General features: G+C 61.6%; 19 protein-coding genes and 1 tRNA gene. All 20 read left to right on the top strand.

From position 1 onward, the window contains the following. Positions 1–5: 5 nt before the first annotated feature. Positions 6–80: transfer RNA gene (locus tag GM415_RS17100), tRNA-Val, on the top strand. Positions 81–158: 78 nt separating this feature from the next. Beyond that, positions 159–2,096, top strand: coding sequence for a threonine--tRNA ligase (gene thrS / locus GM415_RS17095; RefSeq protein WP_158950331.1), 1,938 nt, complete (start codon positions 159–161; stop codon positions 2,094–2,096). Next, complete coding sequence (gene infC / locus GM415_RS17090; protein WP_158950999.1) at positions 2,080–2,628, top strand: translation initiation factor IF-3; 549 nt, start codon at positions 2,080–2,082, stop codon at positions 2,626–2,628. Before thrS ends, infC begins: the two co-directional genes overlap by 17 nt. A 44-nt stretch (positions 2,629–2,672) precedes the next feature. After that, the gene (rpmI, locus tag GM415_RS17085) at positions 2,673–2,870 is read left to right on the top strand and encodes a 50S ribosomal protein L35 (RefSeq protein WP_158950329.1); all 198 of its coding nucleotides are present in this window, start codon (positions 2,673–2,675) and stop codon (positions 2,868–2,870) included. Between the two features lie 175 nt (positions 2,871–3,045). After that, positions 3,046–3,399 (top strand): 50S ribosomal protein L20, encoded by a 354-nt coding sequence (gene rplT, locus GM415_RS17080; protein ID WP_158950327.1) that lies wholly within the window; start codon positions 3,046–3,048, stop codon positions 3,397–3,399. 3 nt (positions 3,400–3,402) lie between these two features. Then, positions 3,403–4,455, top strand: a complete 1,053-nt coding sequence (pheS, locus tag GM415_RS17075) for a phenylalanine--tRNA ligase subunit alpha (protein ID WP_277872926.1) — start codon at positions 3,403–3,405, stop codon at positions 4,453–4,455. A 243-nt stretch (positions 4,456–4,698) separates the two neighbouring features. Next, the gene (gene pheT / locus GM415_RS17070) at positions 4,699–7,113 is read left to right on the top strand and encodes a phenylalanine--tRNA ligase subunit beta (RefSeq protein ID WP_158950325.1); all 2,415 of its coding nucleotides are present in this window, start codon (positions 4,699–4,701) and stop codon (positions 7,111–7,113) included. A 177-nt stretch (positions 7,114–7,290) separates the two neighbouring features. After that, positions 7,291–7,608, top strand: coding sequence for an ArsR/SmtB family transcription factor (locus GM415_RS17065; protein WP_158950323.1), 318 nt, complete (start codon positions 7,291–7,293; stop codon positions 7,606–7,608). Beyond that, the gene (gene hgcA / locus GM415_RS17060) at positions 7,608–8,804 is read left to right on the top strand and encodes a mercury methylation corrinoid protein HgcA (RefSeq protein WP_250697410.1); all 1,197 of its coding nucleotides are present in this window, start codon (positions 7,608–7,610) and stop codon (positions 8,802–8,804) included. The genes GM415_RS17065 and hgcA overlap by 1 nt, the downstream gene beginning before the upstream one ends. A gap of 8 nt (positions 8,805–8,812) precedes the next feature. Continuing rightward, positions 8,813–9,097 (top strand): mercury methylation ferredoxin HgcB, encoded by a 285-nt coding sequence (gene hgcB, locus GM415_RS17055; RefSeq protein WP_158950321.1) that lies wholly within the window; start codon positions 8,813–8,815, stop codon positions 9,095–9,097. Between the two features lie 88 nt (positions 9,098–9,185). Next, the gene (locus GM415_RS17050) at positions 9,186–9,491 is read left to right on the top strand and encodes a MerR family transcriptional regulator (protein ID WP_158950319.1); all 306 of its coding nucleotides are present in this window, start codon (positions 9,186–9,188) and stop codon (positions 9,489–9,491) included. A gap of 22 nt (positions 9,492–9,513) precedes the next feature. Further along, entirely contained in the window at positions 9,514–11,643 is a 2,130-nt protein-coding gene (locus tag GM415_RS17045) for an AsmA family protein (protein WP_158950317.1), read from the top strand. A gap of 40 nt (positions 11,644–11,683) precedes the next feature. Next, positions 11,684–12,106, top strand: coding sequence for an arsenate reductase ArsC (locus GM415_RS17040; RefSeq protein WP_158950315.1), 423 nt, complete (start codon positions 11,684–11,686; stop codon positions 12,104–12,106). Positions 12,107–12,583: 477 nt separating this feature from the next. Next, positions 12,584–16,174 (top strand): pyruvate:ferredoxin (flavodoxin) oxidoreductase, encoded by a 3,591-nt coding sequence (gene nifJ / locus GM415_RS17035; RefSeq protein WP_158950313.1) that lies wholly within the window; start codon positions 12,584–12,586, stop codon positions 16,172–16,174. 114 nt (positions 16,175–16,288) lie between these two features. Beyond that, entirely contained in the window at positions 16,289–17,998 is a 1,710-nt protein-coding gene (locus GM415_RS17030; RefSeq protein WP_158950312.1) for an L-lactate permease, read from the top strand. 151 nt (positions 17,999–18,149) lie between these two features. Then, positions 18,150–19,538 carry an FAD-binding oxidoreductase gene (locus GM415_RS17025; RefSeq protein WP_158950310.1) on the top strand — a complete coding sequence of 463 codons (1,389 nt, stop codon included), beginning with the start codon at positions 18,150–18,152 and terminating at the stop codon, positions 19,536–19,538. Between the two features lie 9 nt (positions 19,539–19,547). Then, positions 19,548–20,828 (top strand): (Fe-S)-binding protein, encoded by a 1,281-nt coding sequence (locus GM415_RS17020; protein ID WP_158950308.1) that lies wholly within the window; start codon positions 19,548–19,550, stop codon positions 20,826–20,828. Between the two features lie 31 nt (positions 20,829–20,859). Next, on the top strand, positions 20,860–22,977 hold the full coding sequence (pta, locus tag GM415_RS17015) for a phosphate acetyltransferase (RefSeq protein WP_158950306.1): 2,118 nt from the start codon (positions 20,860–20,862) through the stop codon (positions 22,975–22,977). Further along, entirely contained in the window at positions 22,978–24,183 is a 1,206-nt protein-coding gene (locus tag GM415_RS17010; protein WP_158950304.1) for an acetate/propionate family kinase, read from the top strand. 72 nt (positions 24,184–24,255) lie between these two features. Further along, positions 24,256–24,882 (top strand): LutC/YkgG family protein, encoded by a 627-nt coding sequence (locus GM415_RS17005; protein ID WP_158950302.1) that lies wholly within the window; start codon positions 24,256–24,258, stop codon positions 24,880–24,882. Positions 24,883–24,885 lie beyond the last annotated feature (3 nt).

Below are 24,885 nucleotides of genomic sequence, written 5' to 3'. Positions count from 1 at the left end.
CGAGAAGGCGCGTAGCTCAGGGGGAGAGCATTTGCTTGACGTGCAAAGGGTCGTGGGTTCAAATCCCTCCGCGCCTACCAGAAATCCCCGGAAGGGAGGCCTAGTGCCTCCCTTTCATTTTTTTACGGTCCCGGACGCGGGACAAGGAGCCATAGGAAGTGCAGATCGACGTCTCCGGCAAACAGGTTGACCTGGCTGACGGCGCTTCATGCGCCGACGCCCTCAAGGAAGGGCTGTCCAAGAAACAGTTCAAGAACGTTGTCGTGGCCAAGTGCGGCGAGACCCTCTTGGACCTGACCACCGTCGTTCCCACTACCTGCACCACTCTCGAGCCCGTCTTCGCGGACAGCGAAGAGGGGCTTAACGTTATTCGCCACTCCACCGCCCACCTCATGGCCGAGGCGGTCAAGAAGCTGTACCCCACCGCCAAGGTGACCATCGGCCCGGCCATCAAGGACGGCTTCTACTACGATTTCGACTTTGAGCGTCCGTTCACGCCCGAAGACCTGGAGGCCATCGAAAAGGAGATGCTCTCCTCGGTCGGCGCGAACAAGGAGTTCTCCTGCCGCACCGTGTCCGCCGACGAGGCCCGCGAGTACTTCGCCGACCTGGGCGAGGACTATAAGGGTGAGCTCATTGACGACCTGGGCTCGGACGAATATTCCATTTATACCCATGGCGAGTTCGCCGACCTGTGCCGAGGCCCCCACGTGGCCCGCACCGGCATGCTCAAGGCCTTCAAGCTGCTTTCCGTTGCTGGCGCCTACTGGCGCGGTGACGAGAAGAACAAGCAGCTCCAGCGCATCTACGGCACTGCCTGGCAGGACCCCAAGGCGCTGAAGAAGTATCTGTTCCAGCTGGAAGAGGCCAAGAAGCGCGATCACCGCAAGCTGGGCAACCAGCTCGACCTCTTCTCCTTCAACGAGGAAGTCGGACCGGGCATGGCCCTGTGGCATCCCAAGGGGATGCTTATTCGTGCCATCCTGGAGGACTTCGAGCGCAAGGAGCACCTCAAGCGGGGCTACGACCTGGTCCAGGGGCCGCTCATCCTCAAGCGCGAGCTGTGGGAGAAGTCCGGTCACTACGAGAACTACCGTGAGAACATGTACTTCACGGAGATCGACGAGCAGGCATACGGCATCAAGCCCATGAACTGCCTGGCGCACATGATCATCTATAAAAGAAAGATCATGAGCTACCGCGATCTGCCCCAGCGCTACTTCGAACTGGGCGTGGTCCACCGCCACGAGAAATCCGGCGTGCTCCACGGTTTGATGCGCGTGCGCACCTTCACCCAGGACGACGCCCATCTCATCTGCCGTCCGGACCAGATCGAGGAGGAAATCCTCAACCTGATCAAGTTCTACAGCGACATCTATTCCCTGTTCGACTACGATTTCCAGGTGGAGCTCTCCACCCGGCCGGAGAAGTCCATCGGTTCGGACGAGGACTGGGAAGTCGCCACCGAGGCCCTTCGTCAGGCCTTGGAAAAATACGGCATGAAGTATGCCATCAACGAAGGCGACGGCGCGTTCTACGGGCCCAAGATCGACTTCCATCTGCTCGATTCCATCGGAAGGTCCTGGCAGTGCGGGACAATTCAGGTGGATTTCACCTTGCCAGAGCGGTTTGACATAGTATATGTCGGCGAGGACGGTGAGCGCCACCGCCCCGTTATGATCCATCGCGCCATGCTCGGTTCCATCGAACGTTTCATCGGGATGTTGACGGAACACTGTGCTGGTGCGTATCCTGTTTGGCTTGCGCCGGTCCAGGTCCGCCTGATGAACGTGACCGATGCGCAATTTGATTTTGTTAAGAAAGCCGAGGCGTTCTTCAAGGGCAAGGGGATCCGCGTTGAAGCGGACGTCCGGAACGAAAAGCTCGGCTACAAGATACGGGAAGCTCAGGTTGAGAAGATCCCGTATATGCTGGTAATCGGCGATAAAGAAGTTGAAGCCGGGTGTGTCAACATCCGCTCCCGTGACGGAGAAGACCCCGGCCTGGTGACATTGGAAGAAGCCGCGCAGCTTGTTTTGGAAGCTGCCAAGGCGCCTTTCGAAGCAGGAGGTATGTGCTATAGCTTTTCGGGGTAACGACCGTCGAGGTCAACGACGTCAGGATCAGGTCCGCCGCAACGAAAGAATCCGCATTCCCAAGGTGCGGGTGGTTGACGAGGACGGTGAGCAGTTGGGTGTCATGGACACTCGTGATGCATTGGATCGCGCTCGCGAAAAGGGCCTCGATCTCGTTGAGGTTGCGCCCAACGCCGATCCGCCGGTCTGTAAGATCATGGACTACGGAAAGTTCAAATTCCAGCAGAAGAAAAAGCTGCAGGAAGCCAAGAAGAAACAGACCGTCATCAAGATCAAGGAAGTCAAGTTCCGGCCGAAAACCGATGAGCACGATTACCAGACCAAGCTCAAGAAGATAATTAACTTTCTGGATGGAGGCGACCGCTGCAAGGTCACCGTCTTCTTCCGGGGACGCGAAATCGTCCACAAGGACCGCGGGCTGATGGTGCTCGAGCGGGTTGTGGAGGATACGCAGGATTTAGCCAAAGTTGAGAGCAGGCCGTTGTCTGAGGGACGGACGATGACAATGATGCTTGCTCCCGTGAAAAAATAGTCGATACTCACCGGGGACAAGATCCCCGAATGAAGGAGGCTCATATGCCCAAGATCAAAACCCGTCGCGCTGCTGCCAAGCGGTTCTCCAAGACCGCTACCGGCAAGTTCAAGCGCCGCAGGAAGAACTTGCGTCACATCCTGACCAAGAAGAACGCCAAGCGCAAACGTCGCCTGGGCCAGTCCACCACCGTGGATGGCGCCAACATGAAGGCCGTTCGTCGTCAGCTGCCCAACGGCTAGTAGCATTCGATACACGCCAGCCGGCCGCGCACCAAAGAGGAACGTGAGTTCCCGCGTCGAGTCGGCCTAGGCATCGGAAGCGAACTGGACCGTATCGTCACTCAACCTATAGAATCTTGCCTCGCTGGGGGAATCCGTCCGGCCCGGGAGGTTGATCAAAGATGGAGGTTTAACCATGAGAGTTAAACGCGGACTCGCTGCAAAGCGTCGTCACAAAAAGTATTTGAAAATGGCCAAGGGTTACCGCGGAGCCGGTAGCCGTCTGTACCGTACCGCTCGCGAGCGCGTGGAAAAGGCGTTGTGTCACGCCTACAAGGACCGCAAGCGCAAAAAACGCGAGTTCAGGAAGCTGTGGATCATGCGCATCAACGCCGCCGCCCGTATCAACGGCCTTTCCTACAGCCGCCTCATGAACGGTCTTAAGCTGGCCGGTATCGAGCTGAACCGCAAGGTCCTCGCCGACATGGCAGTGCGCAACCCCGAAGTGTTCGCCAAAGTCGCCGAGGCCGCCAAAGCCAAGGTGAGCTAAATCGTGAGTAGTGAACTCAAGTCCTTCCTGGAAGGACTAGATGGCCTGGCCCAGGATTGCGAATCTCGCAAGGGCCAGGCCTGTTCGTTGAAGGAACTGGACGAACTGCGCATTGAATTCCTGGGCCGCAAGGGCAAACTGGCCCAGCTCATGGGCAGGCTCGGAAAGCTGGACAACGCCGACAAGCCCGCAGGTGGCAAGAAGGCCAACGAGGTCAAGCAGCGCATCACTGCGCTCATCGACTCGTGGCAGGCCGATCTGACCGCGACGGAGACGTCCCAGGCCATGTCCCTGTTCGATCCCACCATGCCTGGCCGAAAGCCCGCAGCCGGGTCCCTGCATCCGGTCACCCTCGTCATGGACGAGGTCTGCGGAGTGCTCACCGGACTCGGTTTTGAGCATGCCGCCGGTCCCGAGGTGGAGAACGACTGGCACAATTTCGAGGCCCTGAATATCCCGCCCGAGCACCCGGCCCGCGACATGCAGGACACCCTGTACGTCTCGGACAACATCGTCCTGCGCACCCACACTTCGGGCATGCAGATCCGGTCCATGCTCAAGCGGAAGCCGCCCGTGGCCGTCATCGCTCCGGGCAAGGTCTACCGCCGCGACTCCGACCTGACCCACACCCCCATGTTCCACCAGATCGAGGGGCTGCTGGTCGACAAAAAAGTCTCCATGGGCGACCTGCGCGGCACTCTGACCGTGTTCGTGCGCCAGGTCTTCGGTCCCAAGACCGAGGTCCGCTTCCGCCCGAGCTTCTTCCCGTTCACCGAACCCAGCGCCGAGGTCGATATCTCCTGCGTCATGTGCGGTGGCAAGGGGGAGACCGGCGGCAAGACCTGTCGCGTCTGCAAGGGCACCGGCTGGGTTGAGATTCTGGGATGCGGCATGGTCGATCCCAATGTCTTCAAGTCCGTGGGTTACGACCCGGAAGAGGTCACCGGTTTTGCTTTCGGCATGGGCATCGAGCGTATCGCCATGCTCAAGTACGGCATCGGCGACCTGCGCATGTTCTTCGAGAACGACGTCCGTTTCCTGGAACAGTTTGCATAGATTAGTGAGATAGGGTGGCAAAAGGCGCGTGCCCTTTGCCGCCCTTCTTTTGACATACTGAACCCGAGAGGGTTCCTTATCCGCGAAGATAACTTTTTCATCCCCTTCGACCCGCGCGCATTGCGCCGCCAAAGAGTTTGGGAGTAGGGAGATGAGATGGGGGGTCTGGGGGGAAGGGAAGAGGGAGAACCCTTTGCAAAGGGTGTCCCTCTTCCCTTCCCCCCAGCCGCCGGAGGCATTTCCATGTTAGTCAGCTTGAATTGGTTGCGTGAATTCGTCCCCTACGAGGGGGAAGTCCAGGCGTTGGGCGACAAACTCACCATGCTCGGCCTTGAGCTGGAGGGAATCGTCGATCCCTTCGAGGCCGTCAAGGATATCGTGATCGGGTTCGTCGCGGCGTGCGAAACCCACCCCGAGTCGGACCACCTGTCGGTCTGCACCGTGGACGTGGGCGGCCCCGAAACCCTGACCATCGTCTGCGGCGCGCCCAACGTGGCCAAGGGCCAGAAGGTCCCGGTGGCCACTGTGGGCACGATCATGCCCGACGGCATGAAGATCAAGAAGGCCAAGCTGCGCGGCGTCAAGTCCATGGGCATGATCTGCTCTGAACGTGAACTCGGCTTCTCCGAGGACCACGAGGGCATTTGGGTTCTGGACGATTCCCTGACTGTCGGCGACAAGCTGGTGGACGCACTCAATCTGGAGCGGGTTGTCTTCGATTTCGACATCACGCCCAACCGGGCCGACTGCCTCTCCATCCTCGGGTTCGCCCGCGAGACAGCCTTGGCCTTCGAGCTGCCCCTGACCCTGCCTAAGCTCAACTTGGTGGAGTCCGGAGGCAACGCGGCCGACGAGGTCAAGATCATCATCGACGATCCCGAGCTTTGCCCGCTATACAACGCCCGTCTGCTGCACGGCGTGGAGACCCGCAAGGCTCCGGACTGGATGCGCTTCAAGCTTCTGGCCTTGGGACAGCGCCCCATTTCCAACATCGTCGACTGCACCAACTACATCATGTTCGAGTTGGGGCAGCCGCTGCACTCCTTTGATTTCGACCTGGTGGAGGACGCCACCATCCGCGTGGCCCCGGCCACGGACGGTATGAAGTTCACCACGCTGGACAACGTCGAGCGCACCCTCACTGCCAACGACCTGCTCATCTGGGACGGCAAGAAGCCCGTGGGCCTGGCCGGTGTCATGGGCGGCGCCAACTCCGAGATGAACTCGGGGTCCACCAACGTGCTGCTCGAGGCCGCCGTGTTCCGTCCTGGCACCATCCGCAAGACCGCCCGCCGCCTGGCGCTGCCGTCCGACGCTTCCTACCGCTTCGAGCGGGGCGTGGATCAGGTCATGAACCGGTTCGCCATGGATCGCGCCGCGCAGCTCATGTCCGAGACCTCCGGCGGCACCGTGGTTTCCGGCGTGGCCTCCAACGAGCCCGTTCCGTGGAAGGACCGCAAGCACGGCTACCGCCACGACCGCTGCATGTCGTTGCTCGGTCTGAATCTGGAACCCGAATTTGCCAAGAAGGTCTTCACCCTGGAAGGGTGCCACGTGGACGATTCCGACCCGGCCAACTGGACCGTGTCCAGCCCGTCCCACCGCCTGGATCTGGAGCGGGAAGTGGACCTGTACGAAGAAGTAGGCCGCGTCTACGGCCTGGACCGCATCCCGGCGGTGCTGCCCAAAGTGTCCAAGTCCATGGATATCGCCGACCTCGGCCAGTCCGTGTATGGTTTCATCAAGAATATCAAGACCTGGGGCGCAGGCGTCGGCCTTAAAGAGGCCATCAATTACTCCTTTGTGGGTGACGACGATCTCGACCGCCTCGGCCTGCCCGCCGAGGGTCGCGTGCACATCGCCAATCCGCTCTCCGAGGACCAGAACGTCATGCGCACCGACCTGGCGCCGGGCCTGCTGAACACGCTGAAGCATAACCTGGCCCAGTCCAACAACCATGTCCGCATCTTCGAAGTGGCCAAGCGGTTTGTTGCCGACGCCGAGTCCGAGACCGAGACCGCCGAGGCCGTGCACCTTGGCATGCTGCTTTACGGCCCGCGCCATGCGCAGGAGTGGCCCCAGGCTGCCGGAGACGTGGACTACCTGGACGTCAAGGGACTGGTGGAGCACCTGATTTCCGATCGCCTGAAGCTCGAGGAGCCGCAGTTCTCCCTGGTGGGCGAGCACGCCTACCTGGAGCCGTGCGTATCCGTGACCGTGGGCGGCGAAGCCGTCGGCATGGTGGGCAAGGTTAAGGGAGACATGGCCGACTATTACCATGCCCGCAAAGATGTCTGGCTGGCAGACCTCGACCTGGACGCACTGCGCGCCATGACTGATGCGCACAAGATTACGTTCAGCCCGCTGCCCGTGTTCCCGGCCAGCCGTCGCGACGTGACGGTCATCGGCCCGGCGACCCTGCCTGCGGGAGCCATCCGCGAGGCCATCGAGGGCGCTGGCATCCAGATTCTGGAGTCCGTGGAACTGGTGGCCGAGTTCGTGCCCGAAGGCCAGGCCGAGGACAAGGACAAGGAACGGAATCTCTCCTTCCGCCTGACCTACCGCCACCCCACCAAGACCCTCAAGGACAAGCAGGTGGACAAGGAGCACAAGAAGGTGCTCGAAGCTCTGGAAAAGAATCTTCCGATTCGTTTCTAGCCGCATTATTCAAGCTCAGCACGAAAGGCCCCCTCCGAAAGGAGCGGGTCTTTTTTTTGTCATTCCCCGACGGAACCTCGGGGTAAAGCATTGTCCGGATATCCGTACGGCTGGCTAGCGTGCTTTACATTAACGAATTTATCGCTTATCGTCGATTAACGATTATATGGAGATGCCATGAACAAGGAATCAATCACCGCGGAGGATGCCTGGCTGGCGGAGGCTTGCAAGGCCCTGTCCCATCCGGCGAGAGTCCGAATATTTCGGCACCTTATCGAGGAGGACCGGTGCATCTGCGGCAGGATAGTGGAGATCATGCCTCTGGCCCAGTCCACGGTAAGCCAGCATCTGAAGGTGCTCAAGGACGCTGGGCTGGTGGCCGGGTCCGTGGAAGGGCCCAAGACCTGTTATTGCGTGGACCGTGACGCCCTTGAACGGCTCTGCGGGGCCATCGGAGCGCTGCTGCGCCTGTCGGGCAAGGAGGGAGAGTCGTGATGGAGAAACAGAAGAAGGAAATGCAGCCGCTTGACCTGCAGCCGCTGGACATGGCTCCCTTGGAGTTTGCACCGTTGGAAGGGTGTCCCTCCCAGGACGACGCACCCTGTTGAGGCCCGAAGCCCGACCCCCGTGCAGGGGTCCACGAAAAGCCGGGATATTCCATGGAGTCCTATGTGGATGGGTTCGTGGATACGCCCGCAGGGTTCGTGCCCAGAGTCCGCACCCGTCTCTCCCGCCGCGATATGGTCGGGACCGCGCTCGCCCGTCTGGGGGCTTGCCGCGTTAATTACAAGGTCGTGCCCGGCCTGTACTGCGTGGGTGACCCCACTCCCGATTCCCCCGTGCTTGTCACGGCCAACTACAAGCTGACCTTCGACGCGGTACGCCGGGAGTTGGACGGCGTCGACGCCTGGCTCCTGGTGGCGGACACGCGCGGTATCAATGTGTGGTGCGCGGCTGGCAAGGGGCTCTTTTCCACTGACGAGGTCGTGTACTCGGTCCGGTCGGCGCGGCTGGACGAGGTGGTCTCCCACCGAAAGTTGATCCTGCCCCAGCTCGGGGCCACGGGGGTGGCTGCCCATCACGTACGCAAGGCGTGCGGGTTTGAAGTGGCCTACGGCCCGGTTCGCGCGGAGGACCTCTCGGCTTACCTGGCGGCGGGGCAGCGGGCCGATGAGGAGATGCGCTCCGTGACATTCACCCTCAAGGAGCGGGCAGAGCTGGTGCCGGTGGAGTTGTTTCTCATCGGCAAGCCGTTGCTCCTTACCGTGCTGGCCGCTTTTGTCCTGTCCGGGATCGGTCCGGGCTTCTTTTCCCTGTCCCGCGCCTGGGAGCGGGGAGTGATCGCTTCTGGGATCACGATTCTGGGCATCCTGGCTGGCTGCCTCATGGTGCCGTTGTTGCTGAACCGGCTGCCGTGGCGCGAATTCTGGCTCAAGGGCGCCTTGGTCGGTGGCGCGGCCGGAGGACTGGCCGCGCTGTGCCTGTCCGGAAGTGTTTCCGGCTTTGGTGCGGCGGCCATGATTCTCTGGGCGCTGGCGGTGGGCTCGTTTACGGCCATGAACTTCACCGGCTCGACACCCTACACCTCGCCTTCGGGCGTGGAGCGGGAGATGCGTCGTGGCATTCCGGTCCAGGCCGCCGCCGCATTGATTGCGCTGGCCCTCTGGCTTGGCGCGCCGTTCTGGGGATAGGAGGGGATATGAAGGATTTTCGCTATATCGACGGCGTTTCCACCCTGACATTGGATCGCGATACCTGTGTGGGCTGCGGGCTCTGCACCGAGGTTTGTCCGCAGCGCGTTTTGCGTGTCCGGGAGGGCAAGGCCGAGATCATCGATTTCGACGCCTGCATGGAGTGCGGGGCCTGTGTGACCAATTGCCCGGTGTCGGCCCTGTCCGTGCACCCAGGCGTGGGATGCGCCTCCCACATCCTGTCCGTCTGGCTCAGCCGCCTGACCGGGCGCAAGGTGACTTCCTGCTGCTAGGCCCGGCTTGTGAAGATATTCCGGCCCGGAAGCGGTGCTTTTGCGTAAACGTGTTGAATGCGGGGCACCGATTTGGTAGTGAGCGGGAATGGACGAGTTGCAGGAGTTCAAGCAGTACAAGATTGGCCAGGCGGCCAAGGAGATCGGCGTCAAGACCTATGTCCTCCGTTTCTGGGAGGGCGAGTTCGACGAGATCGAGCCCATTCGTACTGCCTCGGGCCAGCGGCTCTATACCGAGGAGCACCTGGAGATCATTCGTGAGATTAAGCGGCTTCTTTATGACGAGGGGCTGACCATCGACGGTGCCAAGCGGAAGCTTCGGAGCCGTGAGGCCGCCGACGTCCTGCGTGAGGTCTACAACGAACTTCGCGTTATCAAGTCCATGCTCTCCTGACTTTCTTTGCAAGCAGGCCGCTATGAACAAGGCAGTTAAAATAAGCATGCTCCTGACCGCTCTCATCCTGGCGGGCTGTGCCATCGCCCTGGCCGTTTTTCTCGCCACCTTTGATCTCAACGACTACAAGGACCGTATCACCGAGGCTGTCCGCGAAAAAACGGGCCGCACGCTCTCCTTTGACGGCGAGTTGCGGCTGGCCGTGTTCCCCGGTCTGGGCGTGGAGTTGGGCGGAGTGCGGCTGGGCAACGCCGAAGGATTTGGCCCGGAGCCCATGCTCACCGCCAAATCGGCAAGCGTCTCGGTCCGTTTCCTCCCGTTGCTCATGCGCAAGATCACCTTCGGCCCGCTGGACTTGCGGGGTGTGGTCCTGAATCTGAGCCGGAAGAAGGATGGCGTAGCCAACTGGGACGATCTGGTGGGCGGCAAGGGCGGCGAATCCCCTGAACGTGATACGGAAGAGGGTTTTTCTCTCGATGTGGACGGCATCACACTGGAAGGCGGTGCCCTGAACTGGGATGACCACATGACGGGCAGGCGGTTCACCCTGCACTCCATCAGCCTGAAGACCGGGCGCATCTACCGGGGTGCACCTTTCCCGGTCAAGGCTAGCCTGGCCTTCGGCTGCACCCGGCCCGACGTCAAGGGGACCGTCTCCCTGGATGGCAAGTCTTCCATCGACCTGCTGAATCGCGTGTACGGGCACATGGACATGGCCGTGACTGTCAAGGCCGAGGGCACCGACGTGCCTGGCGGCAAGGGGCAGGCTTCGATGAAGGTCCGCTTCGCAGCACTGGATTTCAAGCAGGAAAAGGCCCAGGTCACGGACATGACCCTCTCGGCCTACGGCGTGACGGCCCACGCCGAGGGCACCCTGGAAGGCATCACCACCGGGGTACGCAAACTCGCCGCCACGGTGACCGTAGACGAATTCAATGCGCGCAAGACCCTGGAAGCTATTGGGCGGGGCGAGCCGGCCACCGCTGACGCCGATGCCCTGTCAAAAGTCGGGGGCATGGCCGAGGTGGACTACGTTCCGGGCAACCTGCAGGTGAAGACATTTCAGGCCGACCTGGATGGCTGCCGTATTGTCGGCAGCGGCGGGGCTGTCCGCAAGGATGGCGGGGAAACGTCGTACTCGGCAAATCTTGACGTAGGAGAGCTTGATCTCGACCGATACCTGCCGCCTGCTCCGGCGGGAGAGGAGGGCGGCGAATCCGGTCTGCCGGATTCCGAGATGCTCAGGCGGCTCAAACTGGATTTTGAAGCCAAGGTCGCGCGCCTTCGGGTACAGCGGATGTGGTTCGAAAAGGTTGCGGCAACCATCAAGGCGGACGCTGGCGAGATTCGTGCCGAGCCCTTGTCGGCGGCGTTCTACAACGGCGTCCTGACCGGCTCCGCCACCCTGAACGCACAGGGAGCCGAGCCCCGGAGCAGCATCCTTGGCAAAGCCAAGGGTGTGGATATAGGAGCCCTGAGCCGCGACAGGGGCGGGGCGGACAAGTACGAGGGGCTGCTGGACGCCGAAGCAGCGCTTTCCTGCGCGGGGCAGCGGGGAGCCGACATGGTGCGGACCCTGGACGGCAAGATCGGGTTCAGCCTCGCCGATGGCGTTTTCCCCGGCGTCGACTTGGACAGGATGGCCCGAGACACCTATGCCGACGAGGACAAGAAGGGGACCGTGGAAGCCAGGGGAACGGATGCAACCCGGTTCGGTTCCATCACCGGCACCGGGGTTGTCCGTTCGGGCGTGGTGCACAACCGGGATTTGGAGGTCAAGGCCCCGGGCTTGCGGGCTGACGGCCAGGGTGCTGTTTCCCTTGTCACGCGCAAGGTGGACTATCTGGTCAAGGTCAAGCTCGTGCCCACGGGCGAGGGGCAGGGCGGCAAGGACTCCGCCGATCTGTACGGCGTGATGTTTCCCATCCGTGTGGGAGGAACCCTGGATCATCCCCGTTACTGGGTCAGCCTGACGGAATACGTCAAGGTTCTGGGCGGTGCCGTGCTGGACACGGCCGGGAGCATTCTCGGCGGTGTAACCTCCGTGGTCAAGGGCGTTGGCAAGGCGCTGGTTGGCGGCAACTCCACCCGGCAGGGGAGCGACGGCCAGGAGGATTCCGGGAAGCGGAAGAAGTTTTTGGGCATTTTTTGAGCGCAATACAAGCACGACCGGAATGACGGAGAACAGCTTGATGAAAATTCTCTACCTATGCACCGGCAACTCCTGCCGCAGCCAGATGGCCGAGGCATGGACGCGCCACCTGCGCCCTGAGATCGGTGTCTGGTCTGCGGGCGTGGTCCGGCACGGCATGAATCCCATGGCCGTTCGGGTCATGGAGGAGGCTGGGGTGGACATGTCGGGCCAGGAGTCCAAGACCGTGGACGACCTGCCGGACGAGGCATTCGACTACGTGGTCACCCTGTGCGGCCATGCCGCCGAAAACTGCCCATACTTTCCTTCCTCCGCTAAACGAGTCCATCGCGGGTTCGATGATCCGCCGAGCCTGGTTCGGGAGCAGGATCTTTCCGAAGACGACGGGCTCGCTGTCTATCGCCGGGTGCGCGATGAGATTCGGGTCATGGTCGAAGGACTGCCCGCGTCGTTGGAGGCATGATTCGCAGTCTGCTTGAAGAATCATCTTAGCCTGCCAGATTGGACTTGGTAATCATTCTGGGCCGTTCCCTTTCCGGAGCGGCCTTTTTCTATTGGAAAGCCGTGTGAACTGAATTCCCGCCGGAGTCCCTGCCCGCCTTGCTTTATCCCGCAAAACGGACGTGTCCGTTTTTTCAGACTGGGCCTTTTTTTCGGGCTGGGCGGGGCAAAAGTGGAGAAAACCCCGTAAATGGCGAAAATCTGCTGGTCGAGGCTGGAACAACTTGTTCGATTCTGTCCTGTTTTTCGGACTGAATTGGCGTGTTTTGATTTTAACGGAAACGTTAAAAAATTGATAATATACTGTATTTAAAGAGAATATAATGTGTTCATCGGGTTGGCACGGATGTTGAGTAAGGGGTGTCGTTACTTCGACTTGTCCGCATTTCATACACTGGAATGATGAACGGAAAAAACACCTCAAGAGGAGAACGACCAAATGTCAAAGATGAAAACGATGGATGGCAACACCGCCGCCGCCTGGGTGGCCTATGCCATGAGCGAAACCGCCGCCATCTATCCCATCACCCCCTCGTCCACCATGGGCGAAATCGCCGATGAATGGGCTGCGCAGGGGCGCAAGAATATTTTCGGCCAGACCGTGGAGGTCCGCCAGTTGCAATCCGAGGCCGGCGCCGCCGGTGCGGTGCACGGCTCCCTGGCCGGTGGCGCACTGACCACCACCTTCACTGCCTCTCAGGGCCTGCTGCTGATGATCCCCAACATGTACAAGATCGCCGGCGAATTGCTGCCGAGCGTCTTCCATGTTTCCGCTCGCGCCATCGCCGCGCATGCACTGTCCATCTTCGGCGACCATCAGGACGTCATGGCCTGCCGTCAGACCGGCTTCGCCATGCTGGCCGCCGCTTCCGTCCAGGAAGTCATGGACCTCTCCCTGGTGGCCCATCTGTCCACCGTCGAGGCTTCCATTCCCTTCCTGTCCTTCTTCGACGGCTTCCGCACTTCGCACGAGATCCAGAAGATCGAGGTCATCGACTACGACGACATGAAGCCGCTGCTGAACATGGACAAGGTGGCCGAGTTCCGCAAGCGCGCCATGAACCCGGAACACCCGGACGTTCGCGGCACCGCCCAGAACCCGGATATCTACTTCCAGGGCCGCGAGGCTACCAATGCCGAGTACGACGCCATCCCCGCCATCGTCGAGGAGTACATGGACAAGGTCTCCGCCCTGACCGGCCGTGACTACAAGCCCTTCGACTATGTTGGCGCACCCGATGCCGAGCGCGTTGTCATCTCCATGGGTTCCTCCTGCGAGACCATCGAGGAAGTCGTCAACCACATGGTGGCCGACGGCGAAAAGGTCGGCCTGATCAAGGTCCGCCTGTACCGTCCGTTCTCCGCCAAGCACTTCCTGGCGGTGATGCCCGAGACGGTGAAGACCGTGTCCGTGCTCGACCGGACCAAGGAGCCCGGCTCCCTGGGCGATCCCCTCTACCTGGATGTCTGCACCACCTACAAGGAGTTGGGCGAGGGCCCGCTCGTCGTGGGCGGCCGCTACGGTCTGGGTTCCAAGGAATTCACCCCGGCCATGGCCAAGGCCGTTTTCGAAAACCTGGCCGCCTCCGATCCCCGCAACCGTTTCACCGTGGGTATCGAGGACGATGTCACCAACGCCTCCCTTGTCGCTACCGGGGCTCTGGATACCACCCCGGAAGGCACTGTACAGTGCAAGTTCTGGGGCCTCGGTTCCGACGGAACCGTCGGAGCGAACAAGCAGGCGATCAAGATCATCGGCGACAACACAGACATGTACGCCCAGGGCTACTTCGCCTACGACTCCAAGAAGTCCGGCGGTATCACCATCTCGCACCTGCGTTTCGGTGAAAAGCCCATCCAGTCCACCTACCTGGTCACCGCAGCCGACTACATCGCCTGCCACAACCCCAGCTACGTCCACCTCTACGACGTGCTGGACGGCATCAAGGACGGCGGCACCTTCGTGCTGAACTGCGCCTGGTCCGCCGAGGAGCTGGAAAAGGAACTGCCCGCCGCCATGCGCCGGACCATCGCAGAGAAGAACCTGAAGTTCTACACCATCGACGCGGTCAAGATCGCTGCCGAGGTCGGCCTCGGAGGCCGCATCAACATGGTCATGCAGACCGCCTTCTTCAAGCTGGCCGACGTCATTCCCTTTGACAAGGCCGTTGCCCTGCTCAAGGGCGGCATCGAGGCCGCTTACGGCAAGAAGGGACCGAAGATCGTCGAGATGAACTGCGCCGCAGTGGACAAGGCTACCGACGCCATCGTCGAAGTGGCTGTCCCGGCTTCCTGGTCCGGCCTGGCCGACGACAAAGCCGTCGAAGTGGACGAGCCTGATTACGTCAAGAACGTCATGCGTCCGGTCCTGGCCCAGAAGGGCGACGACCTGCCGGTCTCCGTCTTCTCCAAGGACGGCACCATGCCTCTGTCCACCGCCAAGTTCGAGAAGCGCGGCGTGGCCATCAAGGTGCCCGAGTGGATCGCCGACAACTGCATCCAGTGCAACCAGTGCGCGTTTGTCTGTCCGCACGCCGCCATCCGTCCCGTCCTCGCCACCGAGGAAGAGATGAAGGGCGCTCCTGAATCCTTCGGTACCATTGATGCCAAGGGCAAGGACGTGAAGGGCATGGCCTACCGCCTGCAGGTGGATGTTCTGGACTGCCTGGGCTGCGGCAACTGCGCCGATATCTGCCCGGCCAAGGAAAAGGCCCTGGTCATGCAGCCGCTGGCCAGCCAGACCGCTGCGCAGGCCCCCAACTGGGACTTCGCCGAGACCGTCGCCTTCAAGGACGCCTTCAAGCGCGACTCGGTCAAGGGCAGCCAGTTCCGTCAGTCCCTCATGGAATTCTCCGGCGCCTGCTCCGGCTGCGGCGAGACCCCTTACGTCAAGGTTCTCACCCAGCTCTTCGGCGAGCGCATGATCATCGCCAACGCCACCGGCTGCTCCTCCATCTGGGGCGCCTCGGCTCCGTCCACGCCGTACTGCACCAATGCAGACGGTCACGGTCCGGCCTGGGGCAACTCCCTGTTCGAGGACGCCGCCGAGTTCGGCTTCGGCATTGAAATGGGCGTCAACAACCGCCGCGACACCCTCGTCACCAAGTGCGAAGCCGCCCTTGAGACCGCTTCCGGCGACGTGAAGACTGCTCTCGAAGGCTGGTTGGCCGCCAAGGACGACGCCGAGGCTTCCGCCGAAGCGGGCGCGGCCCTGAAGACCGCCCTCGAAGGCGCTTCCGACGACTCCCTCAAGGCCATTGCGGCCGACGCCGACCTGTTCACCAAGAAGTCCGTCTGGATCTTCGGTGGTGACGGTTGGGCCTACGACATCGGTTTCGGCGGCCTGGACCACGTCATCGCCTCCGGCAAGGACGTGAACATCCTGGTCATGGACACCGAGGTCTACTCCAACACCGGCGGCCAGTCCTCCAAGGCCACGCCGCTGGGTTCCATCGCCAAGTTCGCCGCCGCGGGCAAGGCCACCGGCAAGAAGGACCTGGGCCGTATCGCCATGACCTACGGCTACGTGTACGTGGCTTCCGTGGCCATGGGCGCGGACAAGCAGCAGACCATGAAGGCCTTCAAGGAGGCCGAGGCCTACAACGGCCCCTCCCTGATCATCTGCTACGCACCGTGCATCAACCAGGGCATCCGCAAGGGCATGGGCAAGACCCAGCTCGAGCAGAAGCTCGCGGTGGATTCCGGCTACTGGCCGCTTTACCGCTACAATCCCGATCTCACCGACGAGGGCAAGAATCCGTTCATCCTGGAGTCCAAGGCTCCCGACGGTTCCCTGCAGGAGTTCCTCTCCGGCGAAAACCGGTACGCCATGCTGGAACGGTTCCACCCGGAACTCTCCAAGGCGTTCCGTGCTCAACTCGAAAAAGACTACGCCGAACGCTACACCATCCTGACTCATCTGGCCGAAGCTGACTTCAGCAAGCCTGATGCAGAGGACGGGGATGTCTGTACGACCGGCGTGTCCGCCGAAAGCCCGGGCTCCGGCGAGCCTTGCGACGACGGCAGATAATCGTCTGATGTTTGTGCGGGGCGGAACATTTGCGGAGGTTCAGCCTGGTTCCGCCCCGCACTTCTTTCTCAACTGTGTGGACCCTGGGGGGTCCACAGCAACGGAGGTGTAATAATGTCTATGGAAGTACTTGCGCTGGTCGCGCTGCTGCCGATTCTGGTGGCGCTCATTCTGATGGTCGGCATGCGCTGGCCCGCCACCAAGGCCATGCCTGTCGCATGGCTGACCGCTGCCGCGGGGGCTGTTGTCGTCTGGGGCCTCCCCGTCAAATATGTTGCAGCACTGACCCTGCAAGGGTTCATTACCGCCATCGGTATCCTGATTATCGTCTTCGGCGCCATCCTGATTCTGCGTACCTTGCAGCATTCGGGCGGCATGGAAACCATCCAGCACGGGATGCAGAACATCACCCCTGACCGGCGCATTCAGGCCATCATCATCGGGTACATGTTCGCCGCCTTCATCGAAGGCGCCGCGGGCTTCGGAACCCCGGCCGCCCTGGCTGCTCCGCTGCTGCTTTCCCTGGGCTTCCCGCCTCTGGCCGCAGCCATCATCTGTCTGGTCTTCAACTCTTTCCCGGTCACCTTCGGCGCGGTCGGTACTCCGGTCGTGCTCGGCCTGAAGTACCTCGCTCCCGGTGTTGACCAGGCCGTTGCCTCCGGCGTCGCCGGTCTCAACTTCTCCAACATGGGCGAGTTCGTGGCCGTCATCGGCCAGTGGGCCACTCTGATGCACCTGAGCATGATCTTCATCCTTCCGATCTTCATGCTCGGCTTCATCACCCGCTTCTTCGGCCCCGAACGGAGCTGGAAGCCCGGTCTGGCCGCATGGAAGTTCTGCATCTTCGCCGCCGTGTCCTTCACCGTGCCCTACCTGATCTTTGCCTGGAACGTCGGTCCCGAGTTCCCGTCCCTGATTGGTGGTCTCGTCGGCCTCGGCGTCATCATCGCCGGTGCCAAGGCCGGTTTCTGCATGCCCAAGGAATCCTGGGACTTCGGCCCCTCCGCCAACTGGGACCCCGAATGGACCGGTTCCGTGTCCGCCGACTCCACCGAGTTCACCGCGCACATGAGCCAGTTCAAGGCTTGGCTGCCGTACATCCTGATCGGCGCCATCCTGGTCGTCACCCGTATTCCCGAACTCGGCCTCAAGGGCATGCTCGCCGGCCAGGCCCTCAAGTTCAGCCACATCCTGGGCTATGAAAGCGTCAACGGCGCCATCGCCTACCTGTATCTGCCCGGTACCATCCCGTTCACCCTGGTGGCCATCCTGACCATCTTCATCCACGGCATGCCCGCCGACAAGGTGAAGCTGTCCTGGACTCAGGCAATCAAGACCATGAAGAACCCGACCATCGCGCTGTTCGCGGCCGTTGCTCTGGTTTCCATCTTCCGCGGTTCCGGCATCGGCGACGCGGCCCTGAACCCGAACTCCTATCCGTCCATGCCGCTGGCCATGGCCAAGGCCGTCGCGTCCATCGCGGGTAACGCCTGGCCCATGTTCGCCTCCTTCGTGGGTGGCCTCGGCGCGTTCATCACCGGTTCCAACACGGTTTCCGACCTGTTGTTCGCCGAGTTCCAGTGGGGCGTCGCCTCCAACCTTGAACTGCCTCGCCAGATCATCGTGGCCGCACAGGCCGTTGGCGGTGGTATGGGCAACATGATCTGCATCCACAACATCGTCGCCGCGTGCGCCGTTGTCGGCCTGTCCGGCATGGAGGGTGCGATCCTGAGGCGGACCGTGTGGCCCTTCCTGCTTTACGGTCTGGTCGTGGGCATCGTGGCTTCGCTGATGAGCTTCGTGTTCCTGCCCGGCCTCTTCTAAACCGATAACGGGAGAGGCGGGAAAATCCCGCCTCTCCCTTTGCCGACGGACGGGGATGTGATAACAGGTTGCGGTCGGGTCTGGACCGGCAGCCACAACCAAGCCGAGCAAAGAAACTTGGCTGAACATATTTCAAGTTAAGGAGCTAACAATGAGCAAAGACGCCATCATCAAGGAATTCGAAGCCGCCATCGGAGCCGAGAATGTCATGACGGACGAGACCGATCGTCACGCCTATTCCTACGACGCCGCTGTTCTTGATTCCGTCGTGCCCGCTCTGGTCGTTCGTCCCACCACCAGCGAAGCCCTGGGCAAATGCGTAAAGCTGTGTAACGACAACGGCGTGCCGCTGACCGTTCGCGGCGCCGGTACCAACCTTTCCGGGGGTACCATCCCCCATCCGGGCGGCTGCGTCGTCCTGACCAACGGCCTCAACCGTATCCTCGAGATCAATGAAGAGGACATGTACGCCGTGGTCGAGCCCGGCGTCGTCACCGCCAAGTTCGCCGCCGAAGTGGCGAGCCGAGGCCTCTTTTATCCCCCGGATCCGGGCTCCCAGACCGTCTCCACCCTCGGTGGCAACGTTGCCGAGAACGCGGGCGGACTGCGTGGCCTCAAGTACGGCGTGACCAAGGACTACGTCATGGGCGTGGACTTCTGGGACGTCAACGGCGAACTGGTCAAATCCGGCTCTCGCACCGTCAAATGCGTCACCGGCTACAACCTGGCCGGCCTCATGGTTGCGTCCGAAGGCACCCTGGGCGTCTTCGACAAGATCATCCTCAAGCTCATTCCCCCGGCGCAGGCCGCCAAGTCCATGATGGCCATCTTCCCCTCCATGAAAGCCGCCTCCGAGACCGTTGCCGCGATCATCGCCAACAAGATCGTGCCGGCCACCCTGGAGATGATGGACAACTTCACCATCAACACCGTGGAGAACTTCCGCGGTGCGGGCCTGCCCACCGATGCTGCCGCATTGCTGCTCATCGAGGTGGACGGTCACCCCGCCCAGGTCGAGGACGAGGCCGTTCTGGTCGAGAAGATCTGCAAGGAGAACGGCGCTACCGAGATCAAGGTCGCCAAGGACGCCGCCGAGCGCGACGCAGTCTGGCAGGCCCGCCGCGATGCGCTGCCCGCCCTGGCCAAGCTCAAGCCCACCTGCGTGCTTGAGGACGCCACCGTGCCGCGTTCCAAGATCCCGGCCATGATCGCGGCTTTGGAGGAGATCTCCAAGAAGCTCGACCTGACCATCGGCACCTTCGGCCACGCCGGTGACGGCAATCTGCACCCCACCATCCTGACCGACAAGCGCGACAAGGCCGAGTGGGAGCGGGTGGAGAAGGGCATCGACATGATCTTCGACCGCGCCCTCGCTCTCGGCGGCACCCTGTCTGGCGAGCATGGCATTGGCCTGGCCAAGTCCAAGTACATGGAGATCGAGACCTCCCGCGCCACCCTGGAGTATGCCCACCGCATGAAGTCCGTCCTGGACCCCAAGGGTATCCTCAACCCCGGCAAGATCATCGGGTTCAAGAAATAGGGGGGCGCCATGGCCGATATCAACAGACTCGCACAAATGTTCATGGAACTGGACGATCTCCTGGTCGGCTGCATGCGCTGCGGCATGTGCCAGGCCGTCTGTCCGGTCTTTGCCCAGTCGGGGCGTGAAGGCGACGTGACCCGCGGCAAGCTCGCCCTGCTGGACAAGCTTGCCCACGAGATGCTGGAAGATCCCCAGGGCGTGAAGGAAAAGCTCGACCGCTGCCTGCTCTGCGGCACCTGTCAGGCAAACTGCCCCTCCGGCGTGTCCGTCATGGACATCTTCCTCAAGGCCCGGGCCATCATGACCGGGTACTTCGGGTTGTCTCCGGTCAAGCAGGCCATCTTCCGCGGCATGCTCAAGAACCCCAAGCTGTTCAACACACTGGTGGGCATGGGCTCCAAGTTCCAGGGATTGTTCACCAAGAAGGTGGACGATATGCTCGGCTCCTCCTGTGCGCGTTTCAACGCGCCGGTCATCGGAGACCGTCACTTCAACTCCCTGGCCAAGAAGCCCCTGCACAAGATCGTGCCCGAGATGGATACGCCCGCCGGGAAGTCCGGCATCCGCGTCGCCCTGTACGTGGGCTGCGTCGTCGACAAGATCTTCCCCCAGGTGGGAGAAGCCATTCTCAAGGTGCTCAAGCACCACGGCGTGGGCGTGTACATGCCCGCAGGCCAGGCGTGCTGCGGCATTCCGGCCCTGTCCAGCGGCGACACCAGCACCTTCGACTCCCTGGTGAACATGAACGTCAAGCTCTTCAAGGACGCGGAGTTCGATTATCTGGTTACCGGATGCGCCTCCTGCACCTCCACCATCAAGGAACTGTGGCCCCACATGTACCAGGGGGATTCGGTTACTCGATACGAGGCCGCGAAGCTTCAGAAAAAGACCATGGACATCAGTCAGTTCCTGGTGGATATTCTCCAGGTGCAACCGACCGGGGGCAATTGCGGCAGGAGCGTGACCTATCACGACCCATGTCACCTCAAAAATTCCCTCGGCATCACCGCCCAGCCCCGAGAATTGATCCGGACAGCAGGCTGTGATTACAAGGAAATGGCCGAAGCCGGCACTTGTTGCGGCTGCGGAGGCAGCTTCAACATCGCCCACTACGACATATCCAAACAAATTGGTTCCCGCAAAGCCGACAACATCCTGGCCGCAAAGGTCCAGACGGCAGCCACGAGCTGCCCGGCCTGCATGCTCCAGATAACGGACATGCTATCGCAGAAAGGGGCCGGGATGGACGTAAAACACGTCATAGAGCTATACGCGGATAGTCTCTAACCCCCAATGATGAGGTAACAAGGAAACCACCATGTCCAAAAACCTGTACGTGAGCTCTACGGAAGAACGGAGCGGCAAGTCCGCCGTCATCCTCGGCGTTATGCAGATGCTCCTGAGGGAACTGCATAAGGTCGCCATCTTCCGCCCCATAATCGACGATCCGGGCGAAGGCAGACAGGATCACGACATCTTGCTGATGACGGAACACTTCAAGCTGCCCATTCCCTACCGCGACACCTACGCCTACACGCTGAAGGAAGCGCGGGAACTGATCAATTCGGGGCAGTACGCATCCGTGCTGGAGAACATCCTGAACAAGTACAAGGCGCTGGAGGAGGAGTATGACTTCGTCCTCTGCGAGGGAACCGACTTCAAGGGCAAGGACCCTGCCTTCGAGTTCGATCTCAATGCGGACATCGCCGCCAATATTGGCGCGCCCATGCTGGTGGTCACCTCCGGCCGGGACAAGACCCCGGACGAGGTGGTCAACATTACCCAGAGCACCCTGGACACCCTGGGTGAGAAGGGGGTGGACTTTGTTGCCTGCGTGGTCAACCGCGCACCCGAGGGCATGACCGACGACCTGTGCAGCCACATCGACTGCAAGGCGGGCCATGCCGACCCCATGCCCGTCTATGTCATCCCCGAGGATGAGACTCTGGGCAAGCCCACCGTCGGCGACGTCAAGCGCTGGCTGGACGCGGACGTGCTCTACGGGCACTCCGGACTCCAGACCCTGGTGGACAACTACGTCATCGCGGCCATGCAGATCGGAAACTTCCTGCAGTACATCAAGCCGGGTTCCCTGATCATCACCCCCGGTGACCGCTCCGACATCATCCTCTCCTCGCTGGCTTCCCGGCTGTCGAGCTCGTACCCGGACATCGCGGGCATCGTGCTTACCGGCGGCCTGGACGTGTCCATGAACGTGCACAAGCTCATCGAGGGCTGGACCGGCGTTCCGGTTCCCGTTCTCTCGGTCAAGGGACACACCTATCACAATGTGCAGGAACTCAATCGGCTGTATGGCCGGATCGAGGTCAACGACCATCAGCGCATCGCCACCGCCCTGGGTGGATTTTCGCGGCACGTCAACGTGCCCGAGCTGCGTGATCGCGTGGTCGAGCAGCGCTCCACCCGCGTGACGCCCAAGATGTTCGAATACTCGCTGTTCGACAAGGCGTCCCGCGACAAGCAGCGCATCGTCCTGCCCGAGGGCACCGGCGAACGCATCCTGCGCGCGGCGGACATTCTGCTGCGTCGCGGCGTGGCCGACATCATCCTGCTCGGCGACGAGGACGTCATTCGCAAGAATGCGTCCATGTATGGTGTGGACATCTCCGGTGCGCAGATCATCAACCCCTCGAACTCCGAACTGCTCGACGCCTTTGCCGAGGAGTATCTGGAGCTCAGGAAGCACAAGGGCGTCATTGCTGAAATGGCCTGGGACCGCATGGCCGATCCCACCTACTTCGGAACCATGATGGTCTACAAGGGCTTTGCCGACGGCATGGTCTCCGGCTCGGTGACCACTACGGCCCAGACCATCCGGCCGGCCTTCGAGTTCGTCAAGACCAAGCCGGGCAGCTCCATCGTCTCCTCGGTGTTCCTCATGTGCCTGCGTGACCGCGTGCTGGTGTACGGCGACTGCGCCGTCAACCCCAACCCCAACGCGCAGGAACTGGCCGAGATCGCCATCTCCGCCGCCGAGACCGCGAAGATCTTCGGCGTGGAGCCCCGCGTTGCCATGCTCAGCTACTCCACCGGCTCCTCCGGAAAGGGCGAGGACGTGGAGAAGGTGACCGAGGCGGCCCGGATCGCCAAGGGGCTCATCAAGGAGCGCGGCCTGGACTTCCCCCTGGAGGGCCCCCTCCAGTACGATGCCGCCGTTGACCCGGACGTGGCCGCCGTCAAGCTGCCCGATTCCGAAGTCGCGGGACGGGCTACCGTCTTCGTCTTCCCGGACCTGAACACCGGGAACAACACTTACAAGGCAGTGCAGCGCGCCGCCAACGCCGTGGCCATCGGCCCGGTTCTCCAGGGACTCAACAAGCCGGTCAACGACTTGTCCCGCGGCTGCACCGTGCCCGACATCGTCAATACCGTGGCCATCACCGCCATTCAGGCCCAGGCTGAAAAGGAAAAATAAATGAAGATACTTGTCATCAACTCCGGAAGCTCTTCCATTAAATACCAACTGATCGACATGGCCGATGAGTCGGTCATGGTTTCCGGTCTGGTGGAACGCATCGGCGAAGAGCAGGGCGTTATGACCCACAAGGCCTACCCCGGCACCGACCGGGAAGCCGTGGTCAAGCTCGAACAGCCTATCCCCGACCACAGCGTGGGGCTCAAGCTGGCCATCGACCTGACCTCTAGCGGCGAGAACGCGGTCTGCTCCCTGGACGAGATCAAGGCCGTCGGCCACCGCGTGGTCGCGGGTGGCGAGAACTTCAGCGCTCCGGTGGTGGTTACCCCCGAGATGATGGAGGAACTCAAGGACACCGAGCGGCTGGCGCCCCTGCACAACCCGGCCAATCTGGGCGGAGCCCGGGAGGCCATGGCGCTGTTCCCCGGCGTGCCTCAGGTCCTGGTGTTCGACACCGCCTTTCACCAGACCATTCCGCCCCATGCGTTCATGTACGCGCTGCCGTACGAGTACTACGAGGAAGATCATATCCGCCGCTACGGCGCGCACGGAACTTCCCACAAGTACGTGGCGGGCGAGTGCGCCCGGCTCATGGACAAGCCTCTGGACGAGCTCAACGTGATCACCATTCACATGGGCAACGGCGCCTCCATGGCCGCAGTCAAGGACGGCAAGTGCGTGGATACCTCCATGGGCCTCACCCCCCTGGAGGGGTTGGTCATGGGTACCCGGTCCGGAGACGTCGATCCCGCGGTACACAACTATCTGGCCGTGAACCGCGGCATGGACATCGCCACCATTGACAACGTGCTCCACAAGGAGTCCGGGCTCAAGGGGCTGTGCGGCATGAACGACATGCGCGACATCCACGCGGCCATCGAGAAGGGCGACGAGCGCGCCGAACTCGCCCTGGGCGTGCAGACCTACCGCACGCGCAAATACATCGGTTCCTACATGGCCGTTTTGGGCCGCGTGGACGCGGTCGTCTTCACCGCCGGCATCGGCGAGAACGACAGCATCGTCCGGCGCAAGACCATGGAGGGCCTGGAGCCCTTCGGCATGAAGATCGATGTGCAGGCAAATGACAAACGCGCAAAAGAGCCCATGCTCATCAGCACCGGGGACAGCCCGGTGGCCATCTGGGTCATTCCGACCAATGAGGAGTTGGCCATCGCAAGGGAAACCCGGGATATAGTAAACGGATAACAAGGACTGTTGCGGGCCCCCCGCCCGGTCTTGGGCGGGGGGCGGTCCATTAACATTATGGAGGTGTCTGCCATGTCTTCCAAGGAAGCATTGGTTGAAAAGTTTATCGAGAAGGCGGAGCTGGTTTCCGCTAAGGTGACGACCCTGGCCAACGAGGACGAGGCCATGGAGTACGTCCTGGATCTTTGTGGAAAGAAAGAGGCTTGCCAGTTGCTGGCCAGCGGTTGCGGTGAGGCCATCTCGGACGAGGCCGAAGCGCTCTGCGACGCCAAGCAGAAAAAGGTTATCGCTGCTCCCGCCCTCAAAAAGGAGCTCTACAAGAAGCTCTCCGCCAAGGCTAAGAAAGCGGGTTTCGAGTGTATCGACAAGGGGATGCGTGAGCATCTCGCCGGTATCGACATCGGGTTCACCGCCGCCGAGTACGGCGTCGCCGACACCGGCACCCTAATGGTCGACTGCCCGAGCGAGGAACTGCGTCTGGCCACCATGGTCTCCGAGTTTCACGTCTGCATGCTGCCCAAGTCCAGCATCCGCGCCAACACCTACGCGGTGGAAAAGATGATGCTGACCCGGATGAGGAAGACGCCCAACTACATGGCGTTTATCACCGGCGCCAGCCGGACGGCGGACATCGAACGGGTGCTTGCCCTCGGTGTCCACGGCCCCCTCGAACTCCACATCCTGCTCCTGGAGGACTAAGCC

The organism is Pseudodesulfovibrio cashew, from assembly GCF_009762795.1.
Lineage (GTDB): Bacteria > Desulfobacterota > Desulfovibrionia > Desulfovibrionales > Desulfovibrionaceae > Pseudodesulfovibrio > Pseudodesulfovibrio cashew.
Note: the sequence above shows the minus strand (reverse complement) of the source record. Positions and strands in the feature narration are given on the sequence as shown.

What these genes read in the sequence shown, in the direction of transcription:
- rpmI (WP_158950329.1), top strand. Translation starts at nt 2,673, where the DNA reads ATGCCCAAGATCAAAACCCGTCGCGCTGCTGCCAAGCGGTTCTCCAAG.
- rplT (WP_158950327.1), top strand. Translation starts at nt 3,046, where the DNA reads ATGAGAGTTAAACGCGGACTCGCTGCAAAGCGTCGTCACAAAAAGTAT.
- pheT (WP_158950325.1), top strand. Translation starts at nt 4,699, where the DNA reads ATGTTAGTCAGCTTGAATTGGTTGCGTGAATTCGTCCCCTACGAGGGG.
- GM415_RS17065 (WP_158950323.1), top strand. Translation starts at nt 7,291, where the DNA reads ATGAACAAGGAATCAATCACCGCGGAGGATGCCTGGCTGGCGGAGGCT.
- hgcB (WP_158950321.1), top strand. Translation starts at nt 8,813, where the DNA reads ATGAAGGATTTTCGCTATATCGACGGCGTTTCCACCCTGACATTGGAT.
- GM415_RS17050 (WP_158950319.1), top strand. Translation starts at nt 9,186, where the DNA reads ATGGACGAGTTGCAGGAGTTCAAGCAGTACAAGATTGGCCAGGCGGCC.
- GM415_RS17045 (WP_158950317.1), top strand. Translation starts at nt 9,514, where the DNA reads ATGAACAAGGCAGTTAAAATAAGCATGCTCCTGACCGCTCTCATCCTG.
- GM415_RS17040 (WP_158950315.1), top strand. Translation starts at nt 11,684, where the DNA reads ATGAAAATTCTCTACCTATGCACCGGCAACTCCTGCCGCAGCCAGATG.
- nifJ (WP_158950313.1), top strand. Translation starts at nt 12,584, where the DNA reads ATGTCAAAGATGAAAACGATGGATGGCAACACCGCCGCCGCCTGGGTG.
- GM415_RS17030 (WP_158950312.1), top strand. Translation starts at nt 16,289, where the DNA reads ATGTCTATGGAAGTACTTGCGCTGGTCGCGCTGCTGCCGATTCTGGTG.
- GM415_RS17025 (WP_158950310.1), top strand. Translation starts at nt 18,150, where the DNA reads ATGAGCAAAGACGCCATCATCAAGGAATTCGAAGCCGCCATCGGAGCC.
- GM415_RS17020 (WP_158950308.1), top strand. Translation starts at nt 19,548, where the DNA reads ATGGCCGATATCAACAGACTCGCACAAATGTTCATGGAACTGGACGAT.
- pta (WP_158950306.1), top strand. Translation starts at nt 20,860, where the DNA reads ATGTCCAAAAACCTGTACGTGAGCTCTACGGAAGAACGGAGCGGCAAG.
- GM415_RS17010 (WP_158950304.1), top strand. Translation starts at nt 22,978, where the DNA reads ATGAAGATACTTGTCATCAACTCCGGAAGCTCTTCCATTAAATACCAA.
- GM415_RS17005 (WP_158950302.1), top strand. Translation starts at nt 24,256, where the DNA reads ATGTCTTCCAAGGAAGCATTGGTTGAAAAGTTTATCGAGAAGGCGGAG.